The following is an 18,035-nucleotide window of genomic DNA, read 5'->3' as shown; positions in this document are numbered from 1 at the left end:
TGGAGCTGATAGCTATGCAACGTATTGCTGTGATGGGCGCCGCCGGGCGCATGGGTAAGACCCTGATCGAGGCTGTGCAGTTGGTCGATGGCGCAAGCCTGAGCGCAGCGATTGATCGTGCCGACAGCAGCCTGGTCGGTGCGGATGTCGGTGAGTTGGTGGCGCAGGGCAAGATTGGCGTCAATCTGGCTGGCGATCTGAGTGCGGTGCTCGATCAGTTCGATGTGCTGATCGACTTCACTCATCCATCGGTCACTCTGAAGAACCTGGAAATCTGCCGCCAGGCCGGCAAGTCCATGGTGATCGGTACTACCGGTTTTTCCCCAGAGGAAAAGCAGCTGCTGACCGAAGCCGGCAAGCAGATTTCCATCGTGTTTGCTGCCAACTTCAGTGTCGGCGTCAATCTCTGCCTGAAGCTGCTGGATACTGCGGCGCGGGTGCTCGGCGATGATGTGGATATCGAAATCATCGAAGCGCATCACCGTCATAAGGTTGATGCGCCGTCCGGCACCGCCTTGCGTATGGGTGAAGTGGTGGCCAATGCCCTGGGGCGCGATCTGCAGAAAGTAGCGGTGTATGGTCGTGAGGGTCAGACCGGTGCGCGCGAGCGCGAAACCATCGGTTTTGCCACGGTGCGCGCCGGCGATGTGGTCGGTGATCACACGGTGTTGTTCGCCGCTGATGGCGAGCGCGTGGAAATCACCCACAAGGCATCGAGTCGCATGACCTTCGCCAAGGGTGCGGTGCGCGCGGCGCTGTGGCTGCAAGAGCGCAAGCCTGGTCTGTACGACATGCAGGACGTTTTGGGGCTTAACTGAGGCATTCTGTCGCAGGCTTGCCTTTTTCCGGGCTCTCAGGCGCAACTGGCGGTGGACCAAAAAGGCACTTTCCTGTAAGCTTTCTGCTTTAGTGTGTCCACTAAAGTTGCGCAGAATGAATCAGATAAAAAAGCGGGGTGACGGTTGATACGTCATCCCGCTTTTTTACAATCTGCGTTTGCTTCACGTTTTGATTTTCGGAGGTTTTCTTGAGTAAGCCAGCCCTTAAACCTGCCATTTTGGCTCTTGCTGATGGCAGTATTTTTCGCGGCGAGGCCATCGGTGCCGATGGCCAAACTATTGGAGAGGTGGTTTTTAACACCGCCATGACCGGCTATCAGGAAATCCTTACCGATCCTTCCTATGCCCAGCAGATTGTCACTCTGACCTATCCGCACATCGGCAACACCGGCACCACGCCGGAAGACGCCGAGTCCAATCGCGTATGGGCAGCTGGCCTGATTATCCGTGACCTGCCGCTGATCTCCAGTAACTGGCGCAACAAGCAGCCGCTGGATGAATACCTCAAGGAAAACGGCACCGTCGCCATCGCCGGTATTGACACCCGCCGCCTGACCCGCATTCTGCGTGAGAAAGGCTCGCAAAACGGCTGCATTCTGGTCGGCGACGACGCCACCGAAGAAAAAGCTCTGGAACTGGCGCGCAGCTTCCCCGGCCTGAAAGGCATGGACCTGGCCAAAGTGGTCAGCTGCACCGAGCGCTACGAGTGGCGCTCCAGTGTGTGGAACCTGCAAGACGACAGCCATCCAGAAATCCCGGCCAGCGAGCTGCCGCATCACGTGGTTGCCTACGATTACGGCGTTAAGTGGAACATCCTGCGCATGCTGGTCGAGCGCGGTTGTCGCGTAACTGTAGTGCCGGCACAGACCCCTGCTGCTGAGGTGCTGGCGCTGAAGCCCGATGGTGTGTTCCTGTCCAACGGCCCTGGCGATCCCGAGCCTTGCGATTACGCCATCACCGCGATCAAGGACGTGCTGGAAACCGACATCCCAGTATTCGGTATCTGTCTTGGTCACCAGCTGCTGGCTCTGGCCTCCGGTGCCAAGACCCTGAAAATGGGCCACGGTCACCACGGTGCCAACCACCCGGTGCAAGATCTGAAAACCGGCGTGGTGATGATCACCAGCCAGAACCACGGTTTTGCCGTGGATGAAAGCAGCCTGCCGAGCAACGTGCGCGCTATCCACAAGTCGCTGTTCGACGGTTCCCTGCAGGGTATCGAACGTACCGACAAGGACGCCTTCAGCTTCCAGGGTCACCCCGAGGCGAGCCCCGGCCCAGCCGATGTGGCGCCGCTGTTCGACCGTTTTATCGAAGCCATGGCCAAGCGCCGTTAAGCCAGCCGACTGACCCAAGGATTCGAGAGAGAGAACATGCCAAAGCGTACAGACATTAAAAGCATCCTGATCCTCGGCGCTGGCCCGATTGTTATCGGCCAGGCCTGCGAGTTCGACTATTCCGGTGCCCAGGCGTGTAAAGCACTGAAAGAAGAGGGTTACCGCGTCATTCTGGTCAACTCCAACCCGGCTACCATCATGACCGACCCGGCCATGGCCGACGCCACCTACATCGAGCCGATCAAGTGGTCCACCGTGGCCAAGATCATCGAGAAGGAGCGTCCGGACGCCCTGCTGCCAACCATGGGTGGCCAGACCGCGCTGAACTGCGCACTGGACCTGGAAAAGCACGGCATCCTAGAAAAGTTCGGTGTCGAAATGATCGGTGCCAACGCCGACACTATCGACAAAGCCGAAGACCGCTCGCGCTTCGACAAAGCGATGAAAGACATCGGTCTGGCGTGCCCGGTTTCCGGTATCGCGCATAACATGGAAGAAGCCTACGGCGTGCTGGAGAAGGTTGGCTTCCCGTGCATCATCCGTCCGTCCTTCACCATGGGCGGCACCGGCGGCGGTATTGCTTACAACCGTGAAGAGTTCGAAGAAATCTGCGCCCGCGGTATCGATCTGTCGCCAACCAGCGAATTGCTGATCGACGAATCGCTGATCGGCTGGAAAGAGTACGAGATGGAGGTGGTCCGCGATAAAAAGGACAACTGCATCATCGTCTGCGCCATTGAAAATTTCGACCCGATGGGCGTGCACACCGGTGACTCGATCACCGTGGCTCCGGCACAAACCCTGACCGATAAGGAATACCAGATCCTGCGTAACGCCTCTTTGGCGGTACTGCGTGAGATCGGCGTGGAAACTGGCGGCTCCAACGTGCAATTCGGCATCTGCCCGAACACTGGCCGTATGGTCGTCATCGAGATGAACCCGCGCGTGTCGCGTTCCTCGGCGCTGGCCTCCAAGGCCACCGGCTTCCCGATCGCCAAGATCGCCGCCAAGCTGGCGGTGGGTTACACCCTTGATGAGCTGTCCAACGACATCACCGGCGGTCGCACCCCGGCCTCGTTCGAGCCGGCCATTGACTACGTCGTTACCAAGATCCCGCGTTTTGCCTTCGAGAAGTTCCCGAAAGCTGATGCCCGCCTGACAACCCAGATGAAGTCCGTCGGTGAAGTCATGGCCATCGGCCGCACCTTCCAGGAATCCCTGCAGAAAGCCCTGCGCGGTCTGGAAGTAGGCGTTTCGGGCCTCGATCCGATGCTCGATCTGGCCGATCCTGAAGCCGAAAGCACCCTGCGCCGCGAACTGACCGTGCCAAGCGCTGATCGTATCTGGTACATCGGCGATGCCTTCCGTGCGGGCAAGACCGTGGCCGAAGTCTTCGAGCTGACCAATATCGATGAATGGTTCCTGGTGCAGATCGAAGATCTGATCAAGGACGAAGAGCGCATCAAGACCCTGGCACTGTCGAGCATTGACCGTGACTCGATGTACAAGCTCAAGCGTAAAGGCTTCTCCGATATTCGCCTGGCCAAACTGTTGGGCGTGACCGAGAAGACCCTGCGTAGCCAGCGCCACAAGTTGAAAGTGCTGCCGGTGTACAAGCGCGTCGACACCTGCGCCGCCGAGTTTGCCACCGACACCGCTTACATGTACTCGACCTATGAGGAAGAGTGCGAGGCCAACCCGTCGAGCCGCGACAAGATCATGATCCTCGGTGGTGGCCCAAACCGTATCGGTCAGGGCATCGAGTTCGACTACTGCTGCGTACACGCGGCACTGGCTCTGCGTGAAGACGGTTACGAGACCATCATGGTCAACTGCAACCCGGAGACCGTCTCCACCGACTACGACACTTCCGACCGTCTGTACTTCGAGCCGGTAACCTTGGAAGACGTGCTGGAAATCGTCCGCGTCGAACAGCCGAAAGGTGTGATCGTGCAGTACGGCGGCCAGACCCCGCTGAAGATCTGCCGCGCCCTGGAAGAAGCCGGCGTGCCGATCATCGGCACCAGCCCTGACGCCATCGACCGCGCCGAAGACCGCGAGCGCTTCCAGCAGATGGTTCAGCGCCTCGGTCTGCGTCAGCCTGCTAACGCCACTGCGCGCAGCGAAGACGAAGCCCTGGCTCATTCCAAAACCATCGGCTACCCGCTGGTGGTGCGTCCGTCCTATGTACTGGGTGGCCGGGCGATGGAAATCGTCTACCAGGAAGACGAGCTCAAGCGTTATATGCGCGAAGCGGTAAAAGTCTCCAACGACAGCCCGGTGCTGCTCGATCACTTCCTCAACTGCGCTATTGAAGTGGACGTGGATGCGGTGTGCGACGGCGAAACCGTGGTGATTGGCGCGATCATGCAGCACATCGAGCAGGCGGGCGTGCACTCCGGTGACTCGGCCTGCTCGCTGCCGCCGTACTCGCTGCCGATGCACATCCAGGACGAGATTCGTGACCAGGTCAAGAAAATGGCCCTGGAGCTGAATGTGGTTGGCCTGATGAACGTGCAGATGGCCGTGCAGGGCGAGGACATCTTCGTCATCGAAGTGAATCCGCGCGCTTCGCGTACCGTGCCGTTCGTCTCCAAGTGCGTCGGTGTCTCGCTGGCCAAGGTGGCTGCCCGCGTCATGGCGGGTAAGTCGCTGGCTGAGGCCGGTTACACCAAGGAAATTATCCCGCCGTACTTCAGCGTCAAGGAAGCGGTATTCCCGTTCGCCAAGTTCCCAGGCGTCGACCCGATCCTCGGCCCAGAAATGAAGTCCACCGGTGAAGTCATGGGCGTCGGCGATACCTTCGGCGAGGCCTTTGCCAAGGCGCAGTCGGGTGCTAGCGAGATTCTGCCAAACGCAGGCGTGGCCTTTATCAGTGTGCGTGATGACGACAAACCATTGGTGGAGGGCGTTGCCCGTGACCTGATCGAGTTGGGCTTTGAGGTGGTGGCAACCGCCGGTACTGCCAAGCTTATCGAGGCGGCTGGTTTGCCGGTGCGTCGCGTGAACAAGGTGACAGAAGGCCGTCCGCACGTGGTCGACATGATCAAGAATGACGAAGTCACCCTGATCATCAACACCACCGAAGGCCGTCAGTCCATTGCGGACTCCTACTCCATTCGTCGTAACGCTCTGCAGCACAAGATCTACTGCACCACCACCATTGCGGCGGGTCAGGCGATCTGTGAAGCGCTGAAGTTCGGTCCCGAGAAGACCGTGCGCCGGCTGCAGGATCTGCATGCAGGAATCAAGGCATGATCAAATACCCTATGACCGTTCAGGGCGCTCGCGCCCTGGAAGAAGAGCACGCACACCTGACTAAGGTGCTGCGGCCCAAGCTCAGCCAGGATATCGGCACCGCGCGCGAGCTCGGTGACCTCAAGGAAAACGCTGAATACCACGCTGCCCGTGAGCAGCAGGGTATGGTTGAGGCGCGTATCCGTGACATCGAAGGTCGCATGCAGAATGCGGTGATCATTGATGTCACTGCGATTGAGCACACCGGCAAGGTGATTTTCGGCACGACCGTAGAAATCGCCAACTGTGAAACCGATGAAAGCGTGATTTACCAGATCGTTGGTGAGGACGAGGCTGACATCAAGCAGCGCAAGATTTCCGTCGGTTCGCCTATCGCCCGTGCCTTGATCGGCAAGAGCGAGGGCGACGTGGTGGTGGTGCAGACCCCGAGCGGCGCGCTTGAGTATGAGATCGTCGAGGTTCGCCATCTCTAAGCCTGGCTCGCGTGATGCTGGTGCGATCAGCTGGCTGCTGGCTCAGACGCTTTGGGTTGGCGGCCTCTGGTTGCTGCATTTTCTGTTGTTACCAGCAATTGCCAAAATCGGCCTGGCCTCGTTGCTGGTCGAGGAAATCGGCAACACCCTGCGGCCGTTGCTGGTTGGTCTGGCGGCGGTTTGCGCCGGGTTGCAGGTGCTGGTGCTGATTCGCGCCGAACGCCTGGCCAGCCTGTGGCGTGATAGTCGCGGGCAGTTGCTGTTAGTCGTGGTGCTGATGGCGGGAAGTTACTTCGCTGTGCGCCGGCTGCTGCCTGAGGCTGAGCTGTGGCTGCTGTTCAGTTATCTGGTCATGGCGTTTTGCGGGTTGCTATTGGTCTTGCAGCCAGTGCCGAAAAACTCAGGTATAGGCTCTAAGCGTTAAGGCTGGGCTGCTAAAGTGGTTGCAAAGGCGCTGAGCGCGCCTTGCAACGGCTGGTAATCAGCCGTGATGACGGTGAACGTTGGACAGATTCTTGTTCACTTTCGGGTTCTTGCGGTAGATCAGCGCCATTTTGCCAATCACCTGAACCAGCTCGGCTTTGCCTGCTTTGCACAGTTCATTGATGGCCGCGAGGCGGTCTTCACGCTCAGTGATGCGTAATTGCACTTTAATCAGTTCATGATCGCTCAGTGCGCGTTCCAGTTCAGTCAGCACACCTTCGGTCAGACCGTTGTCAGCCACGATCAATACAGGCTTCAAATGGTGACCGATAGATTTGAATTGTTTCTTCTGCTCTTGAGTGAGCGGCATAATCTGATTCCTGCATTTAATCTGGTAAAAAACGGCGGTTAGTTTACCCGAGCGCCTTCGGGGCCGCCCAGATATTCATGCGTTGCACATTCGAGGTATTGCGTGGCCCGTTCCAAGACCAGTCAAGGTTGGCTGAAAGAGCATTTCAACGACCCCTACGTCAAAATGGCGCAGAAGGATGGCTATCGCTCGCGCGCCAGCTACAAGCTGCTGGAGATTCAGGAGAAGGATCGCATCCTCAGGCCTGGTATAACTGTAGTTGATCTGGGGGCCGCGCCTGGCGGCTGGTCGCAGGTCACCAGTCGGGTGATCGGTGACAAAGGACGTTTGATCGCTTCAGATATCCTGGAGATGGACAGCATCCCTGATGTCACCTTTATCCAGGGCGACTTTACCGATGATGCGGTGTTCGCGCAGATTCTCGATGCTATCGGTGAACACCCAGTAGACCTTGTGATTTCCGATATGGCCCCCAATATGAGTGGAGTGAGGGAATCGGATCAGCCGCGAGCGATGTATCTGTGCGAGCTAGCGCTGGATTTGTCGACCCGGGTACTGCGTCCGGGTGGCGATTTTCTGATCAAGATCTTCCAGGGCGAAGGCTTCGATCTGTACCACAAGCAGGTGCGTCAGCTGTTCGACAAGGTGCAGATGCGCAAGCCGCTGTCTTCACGTGATCGCTCCCGCGAGCAATATATGCTGGCTCGGGGCTTTCGCGGTCTCTGATGCTTGCAGGCTTTACGGCGAATTGTGGTGCGGCTTTGTGGTCTCACAGTAAATAAAGGGTTACAGACGGCGTCTGCCAGGGGTGGGCGTTGTGTAGTAAGTTAGATCGGTACATAACTGGTCGTCATGCGAAGCGCGCTTCGACACGGGGCCTGCTTCAGAGGGTAGCTAATTGAACGACATGGCAAAGAATCTGGTCCTGTGGCTGATCATCGCCGCCGTCTTGGTGACGGTGATGAACAATTTTTCCAGCCCGACTGAGTCGAATAAACTCAACTATTCGCAGTTTATCCAGCAGGTTCAGGATGGCGGCGTTAAGCGGGTGACGGTTGATGGCTTCATCATCAGCGGTACGCGTACCGATGGTTCATCGTTCGAAACGGTGCGTCCGGCGATTCAGGACAACGGCCTGATCAAGGACCTGATGGATAACAACGTCGAGATCGTCGGCAAACAGCCTGAGCAGCAGAGCATCTGGACTCAGCTGCTGGTGGCCAGCTTCCCGATTCTGGTGATCATCGCCGTATTCATGTTCTTTATGCGCCAGATGCAAGGCGGCGCAGGCGGCAAGGGCGGGCCGATGAGTTTCGGTAAATCCAAGGCGCGTCTGCTCTCGGAAGATCAGGTCAAGACCACCTTTGCTGACGTCGCCGGTTGCGATGAGGCTAAGGAAGAAGTCAGTGAGCTGGTTGAATTCCTGCGTGATCCAGGCAAGTTCCAGCGCCTCGGTGGGCGTATCCCTCGCGGTGTGCTGATGGTTGGCTCGCCAGGTACTGGTAAAACCTTATTGGCCAAGGCGGTTGCTGGCGAAGCCAAAGTGCCGTTCTTCACCATTTCCGGTTCAGACTTCGTGGAAATGTTCGTCGGTGTTGGCGCATCTCGTGTGCGTGACATGTTCGAGCAAGCCAAGAAGCATGCACCGTGCATCATCTTTATCGACGAAATCGACGCCGTGGGTCGTCATCGTGGCGCGGGCATGGGTGGCGGTCACGACGAGCGTGAGCAGACTCTCAACCAGTTGCTGGTAGAGATGGACGGCTTCGAAATGAACGATGGCATCATCGTGATCGCCGCCACCAACCGTCCTGACGTGCTCGATCCAGCCTTGCTGCGTCCGGGTCGTTTCGACCGTCAGGTCGTGGTTGGCCTGCCGGATATTCGTGGTCGCGAGCAGATTCTCAAAGTACACATGCGTAAAGTGCCAATGGGCGAAGACGTTGCCCCGGCCGTGATTGCGCGTGGTACACCGGGCTTCTCCGGTGCTGATCTGGCTAACCTGGTTAACGAGGCTTCGCTGTTCGCTGCTCGTGCTGGTAAGCGTGTAGTCGAGATGAAAGAGTTCGAGCTGGCCAAAGACAAGATCATGATGGGCGCCGAACGCAAGACCATGGTCATGTCGGACAAGGAAAAGCTCAACACCGCATTCCACGAAGCCGGTCACGCGATTGTCGGGCGTCTGGTGCCTGAGCATGATCCGGTCTACAAGGTGTCGATCATCCCGCGCGGTCGTGCCCTGGGCGTGACCATGTTCCTCCCAGAGGAAGATCGTTACAGCCTGAGCAAGCGTGCGCTGACCAGCCAGATCTGCTCTTTGTTCGGTGGTCGTATCGCCGAAGAAATGACCCTGGGCTTCGATGGCGTCACCACCGGTGCTTCCAACGACATCATGCGTGCCACTCAGTTAGCCAAGAACATGGTGACCAAATGGGGCTTGTCGGAAAAGCTCGGCCCGCTGATGTATGCGGAAGAAGAGGGTGAAGTCTTCCTCGGCCGTAGTATGGGTAGCAATCAGAGCAACGTTTCTGCCGATACTGCCAAGCTGATTGATCAGGAAGTGCGCAGCATCATCGACGAGTGCTACGGCACCGCCAAGCGCCTGCTGCAGGAAAACCGTGACAAGCTTGATGCGATGGCCGAAGCACTGATGAAGTACGAAACCATCGACGCCGAGCAGATCGAAGACATTATGAATGGCCTTGCGCCGCGCGAGCCGAAAGGCTGGCAGGGCGGTGACGACAACAATGGCACGCCGACTGCGCCAGTTGAAGTTGCTGAGTCCACAGAAAAGCCAATTGGTGGCCCCGCCGCCGAGCTCTAAGGTTCTCCATGTCTGTTGCACCAACCTTTGACCGGCTGCCCTGTGGCAGCCGGTTTCTTGATTTAAGCCATCCGCAAGTGATGGGCATCCTTAATGTCACCCCAGACTCATTCTCTGATGGCGGGCGCTATGGTCAGCGTGATGCTGCTTTGCGCCACGCCGAGGCGATGCTGCAGGCGGGTGCAACGCTGATTGATGTCGGCGGTGAGTCGACGCGTCCAGGTGCTCGTGCGGTTTCTTCGGTTGAGGAACTGGAGCGGGTTGCTCCCGTCGTAGAGGCCATTGCGCGCGAGCTGGATGTGATCATTTCAGTGGATACCTCAACGCCTGCAGTCATTCGCGAAACTGCGCGGCTGGGGGCTGGTTTAATCAATGACGTGCGTTCGCTACAGCGAGACGGTGCCCTGGATGCTGCTGCTGACAGCGGCTTGCCCGTGTGTCTGATGCATATGCGCGGTGAGCCAACCACCATGCAGCAGAATCCCCAGTACCCGGATGTCGTGGCAGAGGTGCGCGAATTTCTGCTTGAGCGGCTAGCGGCTTGCGCGGAGGCTGGGATTGGCGTTGAGCGAGTCATTCTTGACCCGGGTTTCGGGTTTGCGAAAACCCTGGAGCACAACCTGTCGCTGTTCAAGCATTTGCAGGGGCTGCATGTGTTGGGTCGGCCTTTGCTGGTCGGGGTGTCGCGCAAGAGTATGATCGGTAAAGTGCTCGGGCACGAAGTGGGCGAGCGCCTGTATGGCAGCTTGGCCTTGGCTGCATTGGCGCTGAGTAAAGGCGCACACATTCTGCGGGTGCACGATGTGGCGCAAACGGTTGATGTAGTGCGGATGATCGCCGCGGTTGAAGCGGCCGAATAAGTTAGAAGGAAGTGTGGGATGGGTAGAAAATATTTTGGTACTGACGGTATTCGTGGGCGTGTCGGTGACTTCCCTATTACCCCGGAATTCATGCTCAAGCTCGGCTGGGCGGCTGGGATGGCGTTTCGCAAGCAAGGCAAATGCCGCATTCTGATCGGCAAGGACACGCGCATCTCCGGTTATATGTTCGAGTCTGCTCTCGAGGCGGGCCTCTCTGCGGCCGGTGCGGATGTGATGCTGCTCGGTCCAATGCCGACTCCGGCAATTGCTTACCTGACCCGTACTTTCCATGCCGAGGCTGGGATCGTTATCAGTGCCTCGCACAATCCGCATCACGACAATGGCATCAAGTTCTTCTCGGGGCAGGGTACCAAGCTGCCGGATGAGATCGAGCTGATGATCGAAGAGTTGCTTGATCAGCCTATGACCGTAGTTGACTCCGAACAGTTGGGGAAGGTGTCGCGTATCAATGATGCCGCTGGTCGCTATATCGAGTTCTGTAAGAGCAGTGTGCCGAGCAGTACCGACTTTGCTGGGCTGAAAGTTGTTGTCGATTGCGCTCATGGCGCGGCGTACAAGGTGGCGCCAAGCGTCTTTCGTGAGTTGGGGGCGCAGGTAACTGTTCTGTCGGCGCAGCCCAATGGCTTGAATATCAATGACAACTGCGGTTCGACTCACGTCGAGGCACTGCAGGCTGAAGTGCTGGCGCAGCAGGCTGATCTGGGTATCGCCTTCGACGGTGATGCGGATCGGGTGTTGATGGTCGATCACTCCGGCGCCGTAGTTGATGGTGATGAACTGTTGTTTATCATCGCTCGTGACTTGTTGGAGCGCGGCAAACTGCAGGGTGGGGTAGTCGGTACGCTGATGAGCAACCTCGGGCTGGAGCTGGCTCTGGCTGATCTAGGTATTCCGTTTGTGCGTGCCAAGGTCGGTGACCGTTACGTGATTGCCGAGTTGCTGTCGCGCAACTGGCAGTTGGGTGGCGAGAACTCCGGCCACCTGGTGTGTTTCCAGCACACTACGACTGGTGATGCGATCATCGCTGCGCTGCAGGTGCTAATGGCGCTCAAGCGTCGTGAGCAAACCCTGGGTGAGGCGCGGTTAGGGATGCAGAAGTGTCCGCAGGTGCTGGTGAACGTACGCTTTGCAGGTGGTGTTGATCCGCTGGAGCATCCTGCCGTGCAGCAGGCTAGCGCGCGGGTGATCGAGCAAATGGCTGGGCGTGGTCGGGTGCTGCTGCGTAAATCTGGCACTGAGCCATTGGTGCGTGTCATGGTCGAGGGCGACGACGAAGGTCAGGTGCGCGGCTATGCCGATGAATTGGCTAAAGTTGTTGCAGGCGTATGTGCTTGATTCGGCTTGCCAGTCGGGTAGCTGTTGGGTAACATCTGCGCCCTCTTTGACCGACGAGGTAAAGCATGCGTCGCCCAATGGTTGCTGGTAACTGGAAAATGCACGGTACCCGCGCCAGCGTCGCAGAGCTGATCAACGGTCTCGCTCAGCAGGTGTTGCCTGCTGATGTGGATGTAGCTGTTTTTCCGTCTTGTTTGCATCTCGGCCAGGTTGTTGATGGTCTTGCGGGCAAGGCTGTTGCGGTAGGTGCGCAAGATTGTGCTACTGAAGCGCAGCAAGGTGCTTTGACTGGTGAAGTGGCTGCAAGTCAGTTGCGCGATGCGTGCTGTTCACTGGTGCTGGTCGGTCACTCCGAGCGTAGATCGCTGTTGGGTGAGGGTGACGAAGTTGTGACGCGCAAATTTGCGGCGGCGCAATCTTCAGGCTTGCTACCGGTGTTGTGTGTCGGTGAGACCCTAGAGCAGCGTGAGGCGGGGCAAACGCTTGAGGTGGTTGCTGCGCAGTTGTCTGCGGTGACTGATGCATTGGGTGTTGAGGTGTTTGCGAGTGCAGTCATTGCCTATGAGCCGGTTTGGGCTATTGGTACTGGTCTGACAGCATCGCCAGAGCAAGCGCAGGAAGTGCATGCGGCAATTCGTGCGCAGTTGGCGGCGAAAAGCGCTGAGTTGGCGAGCAAGGTAAGAATTCTTTATGGCGGCAGTGTCAAAGCCGCCAGTGCAGCCGAGTTGTTCGGTATGCCGGATATCGATGGGGGGCTTGTTGGTGGAGCCTCTCTGAATGCGGATGAGTTCGGTGCGATCTGTCGCGCCGCAGGAAGCTAAAGAAATGCTGGAAACAGTTATCGTTGTTCTTCATCTGCTGGGTGCTATCGGTGTTGTTGTGCTGGTTTTGCTGCAGCAGGGTAAAGGTGCTGACGCAGGCGCTTCTTTTGGTGCCGGTGCCTCTTCTACCGTTTTCGGTAGTCAAGGAACTACTACCTTTTTGAGTCGCGTTACTGCTATACTTGCCACCGCTTTTTTCATGACTAGCTTGGGCTTAGGCTACTTTGCTAAAGAAAAAGCTGATGGTATGGCTCAGGTTGGTTTGCCTGATCCAGCAGTTCTGGAAGTGCAACAGGCTAAGCCAGCTGTTGAAGATGTACCTGTTCTTGATGCAGCTAAGCCGGCTACTGAAGCGGCTGACGTACCTCAGGCTCCTGAGCAGCAGTAATACGCAGTAAGTTGTACGCAGTAAATGATTTTGCCGAGGTGGTGGAATTGGTAGACACGCTACCTTGAGGTGGTAGTGGCCATAGGCTGTAGGGGTTCGAGTCCCCTTCTCGGTACCAATTTTCAAAAAGGCCCGCTCGAAGCGGGCCTTTTTGTTGCTGGAGTGTCGATTGACCCTGCTTAAGGTTCAGTCGTATAATCCGGCCCCAGCTTTGATGTGGGATTGAGCAGCAAGGTCGCTCCTCGGATGTTTAATCCGAAGCTGGCTGGGTAAAACCAGCCCCCGCATTGAGTTGCAGAGGAGCCCCTTTTAAGGGGCTTTTTGCTAGCTGGGCGACAGCTTTGCCGGCCTTTAGAGGGCGGTTTGATGATGGGCGATTCGCCCATTTTTTATTTTTACAGCATGCGCGAGGGGTTCAGGTGTCGAGCAAGCTAGAACAGTTGCAGGCCTTGGTGGCTCCGGTAGTCGAGGCTCTTGGCTACGAATGCTGGGGTGTCGAGTTCCTGTCACAAGGGCGGCATTCTCTGCTGCGAATTTATATTGATAAACAGCCTGACGGCGTGTTGATCGAGGACTGTGAAATTGTCAGTCGGCAGATCAGTGGCGTACTCGATGTCGAGGACCCGATCAGTGCCGAGTACACCCTTGAGGTGTCCTCGCCAGGTATGGATCGGCCGCTGTTCACCATTGAACAGTTCGCCAGCCACGCCGGTGAGCAAGTGAAGATCAAGCTGCGCTCGCCTTTTGAGGGGCGACGCAACTTCCAGGGCCTTCTGCGCGGTGTGGAAGAGCAGGACGTGGTAGTGCAGGTGGATGACCACGAGTTCCTGTTGCCGATCGACATGATCGACAAGGCCAACATTATCCCCAGGTTTGATTGAGACGCGGATCCCCCGCAAGTGGCGCGGATAGCGCGGATCCAATGGATTGCGAAAGGCGAGGCGTACGATGAGCAAAGAAGTACTGCTGGTTGTTGAGTCGGTATCCAACGAAAAGGGTGTCCCGGCGAGCGTAATTTTTGAGGCGCTGGAGCTGGCTTTGGCCACGGCTACCAAGAAGCGTTTTGAAGATGAAGTAGAGTTGCGTGTGGCGATCAATCGTCAGACCGGCAACTACGAAACATTCCGCTGCTGGACAGTAGTGGAAGAAAGTGATTTTGATGATCCTGCACATCAGGTCACCACTGATATGCCGCGCGCAGTCGAAGCCAACGCTAAAGTTGGTGAAGTGCTGGAAGAGAAGATCGACTCCATCGAATTCGGTCGTATTGCCGCGCAAACCGCCAAGCAAGTAATTGTGCAGAAAGTTCGCGAAGCTGAGCGTGCTCAGGTGGTCGAGGCTTATCGCGAGCGTCTGGGTGAAATTATCTCCGGCACCGTGAAGAAAGTTACCCGTGACAGCGTGATTGTTGATCTGGGTAACAACGCAGAAGCCATGCTGGCTCGCGAAGACATCATCTCCCGCGAAACTTTCCGTGTTGGTGTGCGCCTGCGTGCTCTGCTCAAGGAAATTCGTACCGAGAACCGCGGTCCGCAGCTGATCCTCTCGCGTACTGCGCCGGAAATGCTGATCGAGCTGTTCCGCATCGAAGTGCCGGAAATCGCTGAAGAGTTGATCGAAGTCATGGGTGCGTCCCGTGATCCGGGTTCGCGCGCCAAGCTGGCTGTGCGCTCCAAAGACAAACGCATCGACCCGCAGGGTGCCTGTATCGGCATGCGCGGTTCGCGTGTACAGGCGGTTTCCGGCGAGTTGGCGGGTGAACGTGTGGATATCGTGCTGTGGGATGACAATCCTGCGCAGTTCGTGATCAACGCCATGTCGCCGGCCGAAGTTGCCGCCATCATCGTTGACGAAGATGCCCATGCCATGGACATCGCCGTTGGCGCAGACAACCTTGCTCAGGCCATCGGCCGTGGCGGTCAGAACGTACGTTTGGCCAGTCAGTTGACTGGTTGGACCCTGAACGTGATGACCGAGGCGGATATCCAGGCCAAGCAGCAAGCAGAAACAGGCGACATTCTGCAGCGCTTTATCGACGAGCTGGAAGTCGACGAAGAGCTGGCCCAGGTGTTGGTCGAAGAGGGCTTCACTAGCCTTGAAGAAATTGCCTACGTACCGATGGAAGAAATGCTCAGCATTGATGGCTTTGACGAGGATATCGTCAGCGAGCTCCGCGCCCGTGCCAAAGATCGCTTGCTGACTAAAGCCATCGCCAACGAGGAAAAGCTGGCAGATGCCCACCCAGCCGAAGACTTGCTCTCGCTTGAGGGGATGGATAAGGCGCTTGCGCATGAACTGGCAGTGCGCGGCGTTGTTAACCGCGAAGACCTGGCCGAGCAGTCGATTGATGACCTGCTCGACATCGACGGTATCGACGCTGAGCGAGCCGGCAAGTTGATCATGGCCGCCCGAGCCCATTGGTTCGAGTAAGCAGTTGCGGCCTGAGGAGAGAAATGCATGACGCAAGTCACGGTTAAAGAACTGGCCCAAGTGGTCAATACGCCGGTTGAACGCCTGCTGCAGCAAATGAGTGAGGCAGGTTTGCCGCACAAAAGTGCTGAGCAAGCAGTGACCGACAGTGAGAAGCAGGCCCTGTTGGCCCATCTCAAGAGCAGTCACGGCGACAGCAAAACAGAAGAGCCGCGCAAGATTACCTTGCAGCGCAAAACTACCAGCACTCTGCGGGTCGCTGGCAGCAAGACCATCAGCGTCGAAGTGCGTAAGAAGAAAACCTTCGTCAAGCGCAGCGCTGAAGAAATCGAAGCTGAGAAGCAGCGTGAGCTGGCTGAGCAGCGCGCTGTAGCTGAAGCCGCCAAGGCAAAAGCTGACGAAGAAGCCAAGCGTCGCGCCGCAGAAGAAGCGCAGCGTCCTGCGCCTGCTGCTGGCGAAGCAGTCGTTGAAGCGGCTCCGGCTGTAGCGGTTGAGTTGCCAGTGGTGACGGCTCCTGCGGCAGACGAGCGTAAGAAAGACGAGCCACGTCGCCCAGACAAAGCACGCAATGATGATGCCGATCGTCGCGGTGGTGAGCGCAAGACCACCCAGCATCGTCCGACCGTAAAGGAAAAGGCTCCTGCTCCGCGTGTTGCTCCGCGTTCCATCGACGAGGAAAGCGACAGCTTCCGTCGTGGCGGTCGTGGCAAGGGCAAGTTGAAGAAGCGTAATGCTCACGGCTTCCAGAGCCCGACGGGCCCGATCGTGCGTGAAGTGAAGATTGGCGAGACCATCACTGTGGGCGATTTGGCTCAGCAGATGTCGGTCAAAGCCGCTGAAATCATCAAGTTCATGTTCAAGCTGGGTACTCCAGCGACCATCAATCAGGTGCTGGATCAGGAAACTGCCCAGCTGGTTGCTGAAGAACTGGGTCACAAGGTCACCCTGGTCAGCGACACGGCTCTGGAAGACTCCCTGGCCGAGTCGCTGAAGTTCGAAGGCGAGACTTTTGCTCGTGCGCCGGTTGTTACCGTAATGGGTCACGTTGACCACGGTAAGACCTCGCTGCTCGACTACATTCGTCGTGCCAAGGTTGCTGCTGGCGAAGCCGGTGGTATCACCCAGCACATCGGTGCTTACCACGTAGAAACCGAGCGCGGCATGGTTACCTTCCTCGACACCCCAGGCCACGCCGCGTTTACCGCGATGCGTGCCCGTGGTGCCAAGGCGACCGACATCGTGATTCTGGTGGTTGCAGCGGACGACGGCGTAATGCCGCAGACCATCGAAGCCGTTCAGCACGCTAAGGCTGCTGGTGTGCCGCTGGTTGTTGCGGTGAACAAAATCGACAAGCCGGGCGCCGACCTCGATCGCATCCGTAGCGAACTGTCAGTACACGGTGTGACTTCGGAAGAGTGGGGCGGTGATACGCCGTTCGTATCGGTGTCGGCGAAAGTCGGTACTGGTGTTGATGACCTGCTCGAAGCTGTACTGCTGCAAGCCGAAGTGCTTGAGCTGAAAGCTACGCCGTCAGCTCCGGGTCGTGGTGTGGTAGTTGAGTCGCGTCTTGATAAGGGACGTGGTCCAGTTGCGACCGTACTGGTTCAAGACGGCACCCTGCGTCAAGGCGACATGGTGTTGATCGGTTCCAACTACGGCCGTATTCGCGCCATGCTCGATGAAAACGGTAAGGCGATTAAAGAAGCCGGCCCGTCGATTCCTGTCGAGATTCTTGGCTTGGATGGCACGCCGGAAGCTGGCGATGACATGAGTGTGCTGGCTGACGAGAAGAAAGCCCGCGAAGTCGCGCTGTTCCGTCAAGGCAAGTTCCGCGAAGTGAAACTGGCCCGTGCTCACGCCGGCAAGCTGGAAAATATCTTCGAGAACATGGGCCAGGAAGAGAAGAAGACGCTCAACATCGTCCTCAAATCTGATGTCCGTGGTTCCTTGGAAGCACTGCAGGGCTCGCTCGGCGGCCTGGGTAACGATGAAGTGCAAGTGCGTGTGGTCGGTGGCGGCGTCGGTGGTATCACTGAATCCGATGCCAACCTGGCGCTGGCCTCCAACGCTGTACTGTTCGGCTTCAACGTGCGTGCCGATGCTGGCGCGCGCAAGATCGTCGAGCAGGAAGGTCTGGATATGCGTTACTACAACGTGATCTACGACATCATCGAAGACGTCAAGAAAGCGCTGACCGGTATGCTCGGCAGTGATGTTCGCGAGAATATCCTGGGTATTGCCGAAGTGCGTGACGTGTTCCGTTCGCCGAAGTTTGGTGCGATTGCCGGTTGTATGGTGGTTGAGGGTACGGTTCACCGTAACCGTCCGATCCGCGTACTGCGCGACGACGTGGTGATCTTCGAAGGCGAGCTGGAATCCCTGCGTCGCTTCAAAGACGATGCCTCCGAAGTGCGTAACGGCATGGAGTGCGGTATTGGCGTGAAGAGCTACAACGACGTTAAGGTCGGCGACAAGATCGAAGTGTTCGAGAAAGTCCAAGTGGCTCGTAGCCTGTAAGAATCTGTTTCGGATTCAAGCGAGCTAGAGCGAGACAAGGCAAAAATGGCCGAGGAAGCGGAGTTTACGAATTGTAAATGAGCATTCCGAGGCCATTTTTAACGCAGTATCGCCGACGCGCAGCTGATCCGAGACTGGT

At 57.5% G+C, this 18,035-nt stretch carries 15 protein-coding genes and 1 tRNA gene; 15 read left to right on the top strand and 1 reads right to left on the bottom strand.

From position 1 onward, the window contains the following. The first annotated feature begins 14 nt into the window (after positions 1-14). From dapB to ACIGEK_RS21265, 5 genes are all read left to right on the top strand, one after another. Positions 15-818 carry a 4-hydroxy-tetrahydrodipicolinate reductase gene (gene dapB, locus ACIGEK_RS21285; RefSeq protein WP_397495235.1) on the top strand — a complete coding sequence of 268 codons (804 nt, stop codon included), beginning with the start codon at positions 15-17 and terminating at the stop codon, positions 816-818. Positions 819-1,027: 209 nt separating this feature from the next. Then, positions 1,028-2,176, top strand: a complete 1,149-nt coding sequence (gene carA, locus ACIGEK_RS21280) for a glutamine-hydrolyzing carbamoyl-phosphate synthase small subunit (protein ID WP_397495234.1) — start codon at positions 1,028-1,030, stop codon at positions 2,174-2,176. Positions 2,177-2,212: 36 nt separating this feature from the next. Then, complete coding sequence (carB, locus tag ACIGEK_RS21275) at positions 2,213-5,434, top strand: carbamoyl-phosphate synthase large subunit (protein WP_397495232.1); 3,222 nt, start codon at positions 2,213-2,215, stop codon at positions 5,432-5,434. Next, entirely contained in the window at positions 5,431-5,907 is a 477-nt protein-coding gene (gene greA / locus ACIGEK_RS21270) for a transcription elongation factor GreA (protein ID WP_397495231.1), read from the top strand. The genes carB and greA overlap by 4 nt, the downstream gene beginning before the upstream one ends. Beyond that, positions 5,879-6,331: a DUF4149 domain-containing protein gene (locus ACIGEK_RS21265; RefSeq protein ID WP_397495230.1), complete on the top strand. Its 453-nt coding sequence runs from the start codon at positions 5,879-5,881 to the stop codon at positions 6,329-6,331. Before greA ends, ACIGEK_RS21265 begins: the two co-directional genes overlap by 29 nt. 57 nt (positions 6,332-6,388) lie before the next feature. Here the strand turns inward: ACIGEK_RS21265 and yhbY are convergent, their stop codons facing one another. Beyond that, positions 6,389-6,700 carry a ribosome assembly RNA-binding protein YhbY gene (gene yhbY / locus ACIGEK_RS21260; protein WP_275961692.1) on the bottom strand — a complete coding sequence of 104 codons (312 nt, stop codon included), beginning with the start codon at positions 6,698-6,700 and terminating at the stop codon, positions 6,389-6,391. A 102-nt stretch (positions 6,701-6,802) separates the two neighbouring features. On the opposite strand from yhbY, the gene rlmE reads away from it, so the two are divergent. The 10 genes from rlmE (at position 6,803) to infB (ending at position 17,896) form a co-directional block, all read left to right on the top strand. Continuing rightward, positions 6,803-7,426: a 23S rRNA (uridine(2552)-2'-O)-methyltransferase RlmE gene (gene rlmE / locus ACIGEK_RS21255; RefSeq protein ID WP_397495229.1), complete on the top strand. Its 624-nt coding sequence runs from the start codon at positions 6,803-6,805 to the stop codon at positions 7,424-7,426. A gap of 181 nt (positions 7,427-7,607) precedes the next feature. Continuing rightward, positions 7,608-9,524 carry an ATP-dependent zinc metalloprotease FtsH gene (ftsH, locus tag ACIGEK_RS21250; RefSeq protein ID WP_090255974.1) on the top strand — a complete coding sequence of 639 codons (1,917 nt, stop codon included), beginning with the start codon at positions 7,608-7,610 and terminating at the stop codon, positions 9,522-9,524. Between the two features lie 8 nt (positions 9,525-9,532). Next, positions 9,533-10,384 (top strand): dihydropteroate synthase, encoded by an 852-nt coding sequence (folP, locus tag ACIGEK_RS21245; protein WP_397495228.1) that lies wholly within the window; start codon positions 9,533-9,535, stop codon positions 10,382-10,384. A gap of 18 nt (positions 10,385-10,402) precedes the next feature. Then, a complete protein-coding gene (gene glmM, locus ACIGEK_RS21240) occupies positions 10,403-11,740 on the top strand; it encodes a phosphoglucosamine mutase (RefSeq protein WP_397495227.1) in 1,338 nt (445 codons plus the stop codon). Between the two features lie 65 nt (positions 11,741-11,805). After that, the gene (gene tpiA, locus ACIGEK_RS21235; RefSeq protein ID WP_397495226.1) at positions 11,806-12,561 is read left to right on the top strand and encodes a triose-phosphate isomerase; all 756 of its coding nucleotides are present in this window, start codon (positions 11,806-11,808) and stop codon (positions 12,559-12,561) included. Between the two features lie 4 nt (positions 12,562-12,565). Continuing rightward, the gene (gene secG, locus ACIGEK_RS21230; protein WP_397495225.1) at positions 12,566-12,949 is read left to right on the top strand and encodes a preprotein translocase subunit SecG; all 384 of its coding nucleotides are present in this window, start codon (positions 12,566-12,568) and stop codon (positions 12,947-12,949) included. A gap of 32 nt (positions 12,950-12,981) precedes the next feature. Further along, a tRNA-Leu gene (locus tag ACIGEK_RS21225) sits at positions 12,982-13,067 on the top strand. A 301-nt stretch (positions 13,068-13,368) separates the two neighbouring features. Continuing rightward, on the top strand, positions 13,369-13,830 hold the full coding sequence (rimP, locus tag ACIGEK_RS21220) for a ribosome maturation factor RimP (protein WP_298183512.1): 462 nt from the start codon (positions 13,369-13,371) through the stop codon (positions 13,828-13,830). Between the two features lie 67 nt (positions 13,831-13,897). After that, positions 13,898-15,379, top strand: coding sequence for a transcription termination factor NusA (gene nusA / locus ACIGEK_RS21215; RefSeq protein WP_397495224.1), 1,482 nt, complete (start codon positions 13,898-13,900; stop codon positions 15,377-15,379). A gap of 27 nt (positions 15,380-15,406) precedes the next feature. Then, on the top strand, positions 15,407-17,896 hold the full coding sequence (gene infB / locus ACIGEK_RS21210) for a translation initiation factor IF-2 (RefSeq protein ID WP_397495223.1): 2,490 nt from the start codon (positions 15,407-15,409) through the stop codon (positions 17,894-17,896). Positions 17,897-18,035 lie beyond the last annotated feature (139 nt).

It is taken from the genome of Pseudomonas sp. NPDC079086 (genome assembly GCF_044542155.1).
In the GTDB taxonomy this organism is placed as follows: domain Bacteria; phylum Pseudomonadota; class Gammaproteobacteria; order Pseudomonadales; family Pseudomonadaceae; genus Aquipseudomonas.
The sequence above is the reverse complement of the archived record's forward strand: the minus strand, read 5'-3'. Positions and strand labels throughout refer to the sequence as shown.

Excerpts from the sequence above, each read along its gene's own strand:
- dapB (WP_397495235.1), top strand. The coding sequence starts at position 15 with ATGCAACGTATTGCTGTGATGGGCGCCGCCGGGCGCATGGGTAAGACC.
- carB (WP_397495232.1), top strand. The coding sequence starts at position 2,213 with ATGCCAAAGCGTACAGACATTAAAAGCATCCTGATCCTCGGCGCTGGC.
- greA (WP_397495231.1), top strand. The coding sequence starts at position 5,431 with ATGATCAAATACCCTATGACCGTTCAGGGCGCTCGCGCCCTGGAAGAA.
- ACIGEK_RS21265 (WP_397495230.1), top strand. The coding sequence starts at position 5,879 with ATGAGATCGTCGAGGTTCGCCATCTCTAAGCCTGGCTCGCGTGATGCT.
- yhbY (WP_275961692.1), bottom strand. The coding sequence starts at position 6,700 with ATGCCGCTCACTCAAGAGCAGAAGAAACAATTCAAATCTATCGGTCAC.
- ftsH (WP_090255974.1), top strand. The coding sequence starts at position 7,608 with ATGGCAAAGAATCTGGTCCTGTGGCTGATCATCGCCGCCGTCTTGGTG.
- folP (WP_397495228.1), top strand. The coding sequence starts at position 9,533 with ATGTCTGTTGCACCAACCTTTGACCGGCTGCCCTGTGGCAGCCGGTTT.
- glmM (WP_397495227.1), top strand. The coding sequence starts at position 10,403 with ATGGGTAGAAAATATTTTGGTACTGACGGTATTCGTGGGCGTGTCGGT.
- tpiA (WP_397495226.1), top strand. The coding sequence starts at position 11,806 with ATGCGTCGCCCAATGGTTGCTGGTAACTGGAAAATGCACGGTACCCGC.
- secG (WP_397495225.1), top strand. The coding sequence starts at position 12,566 with ATGCTGGAAACAGTTATCGTTGTTCTTCATCTGCTGGGTGCTATCGGT.
- nusA (WP_397495224.1), top strand. The coding sequence starts at position 13,898 with ATGAGCAAAGAAGTACTGCTGGTTGTTGAGTCGGTATCCAACGAAAAG.
- infB (WP_397495223.1), top strand. The coding sequence starts at position 15,407 with ATGACGCAAGTCACGGTTAAAGAACTGGCCCAAGTGGTCAATACGCCG.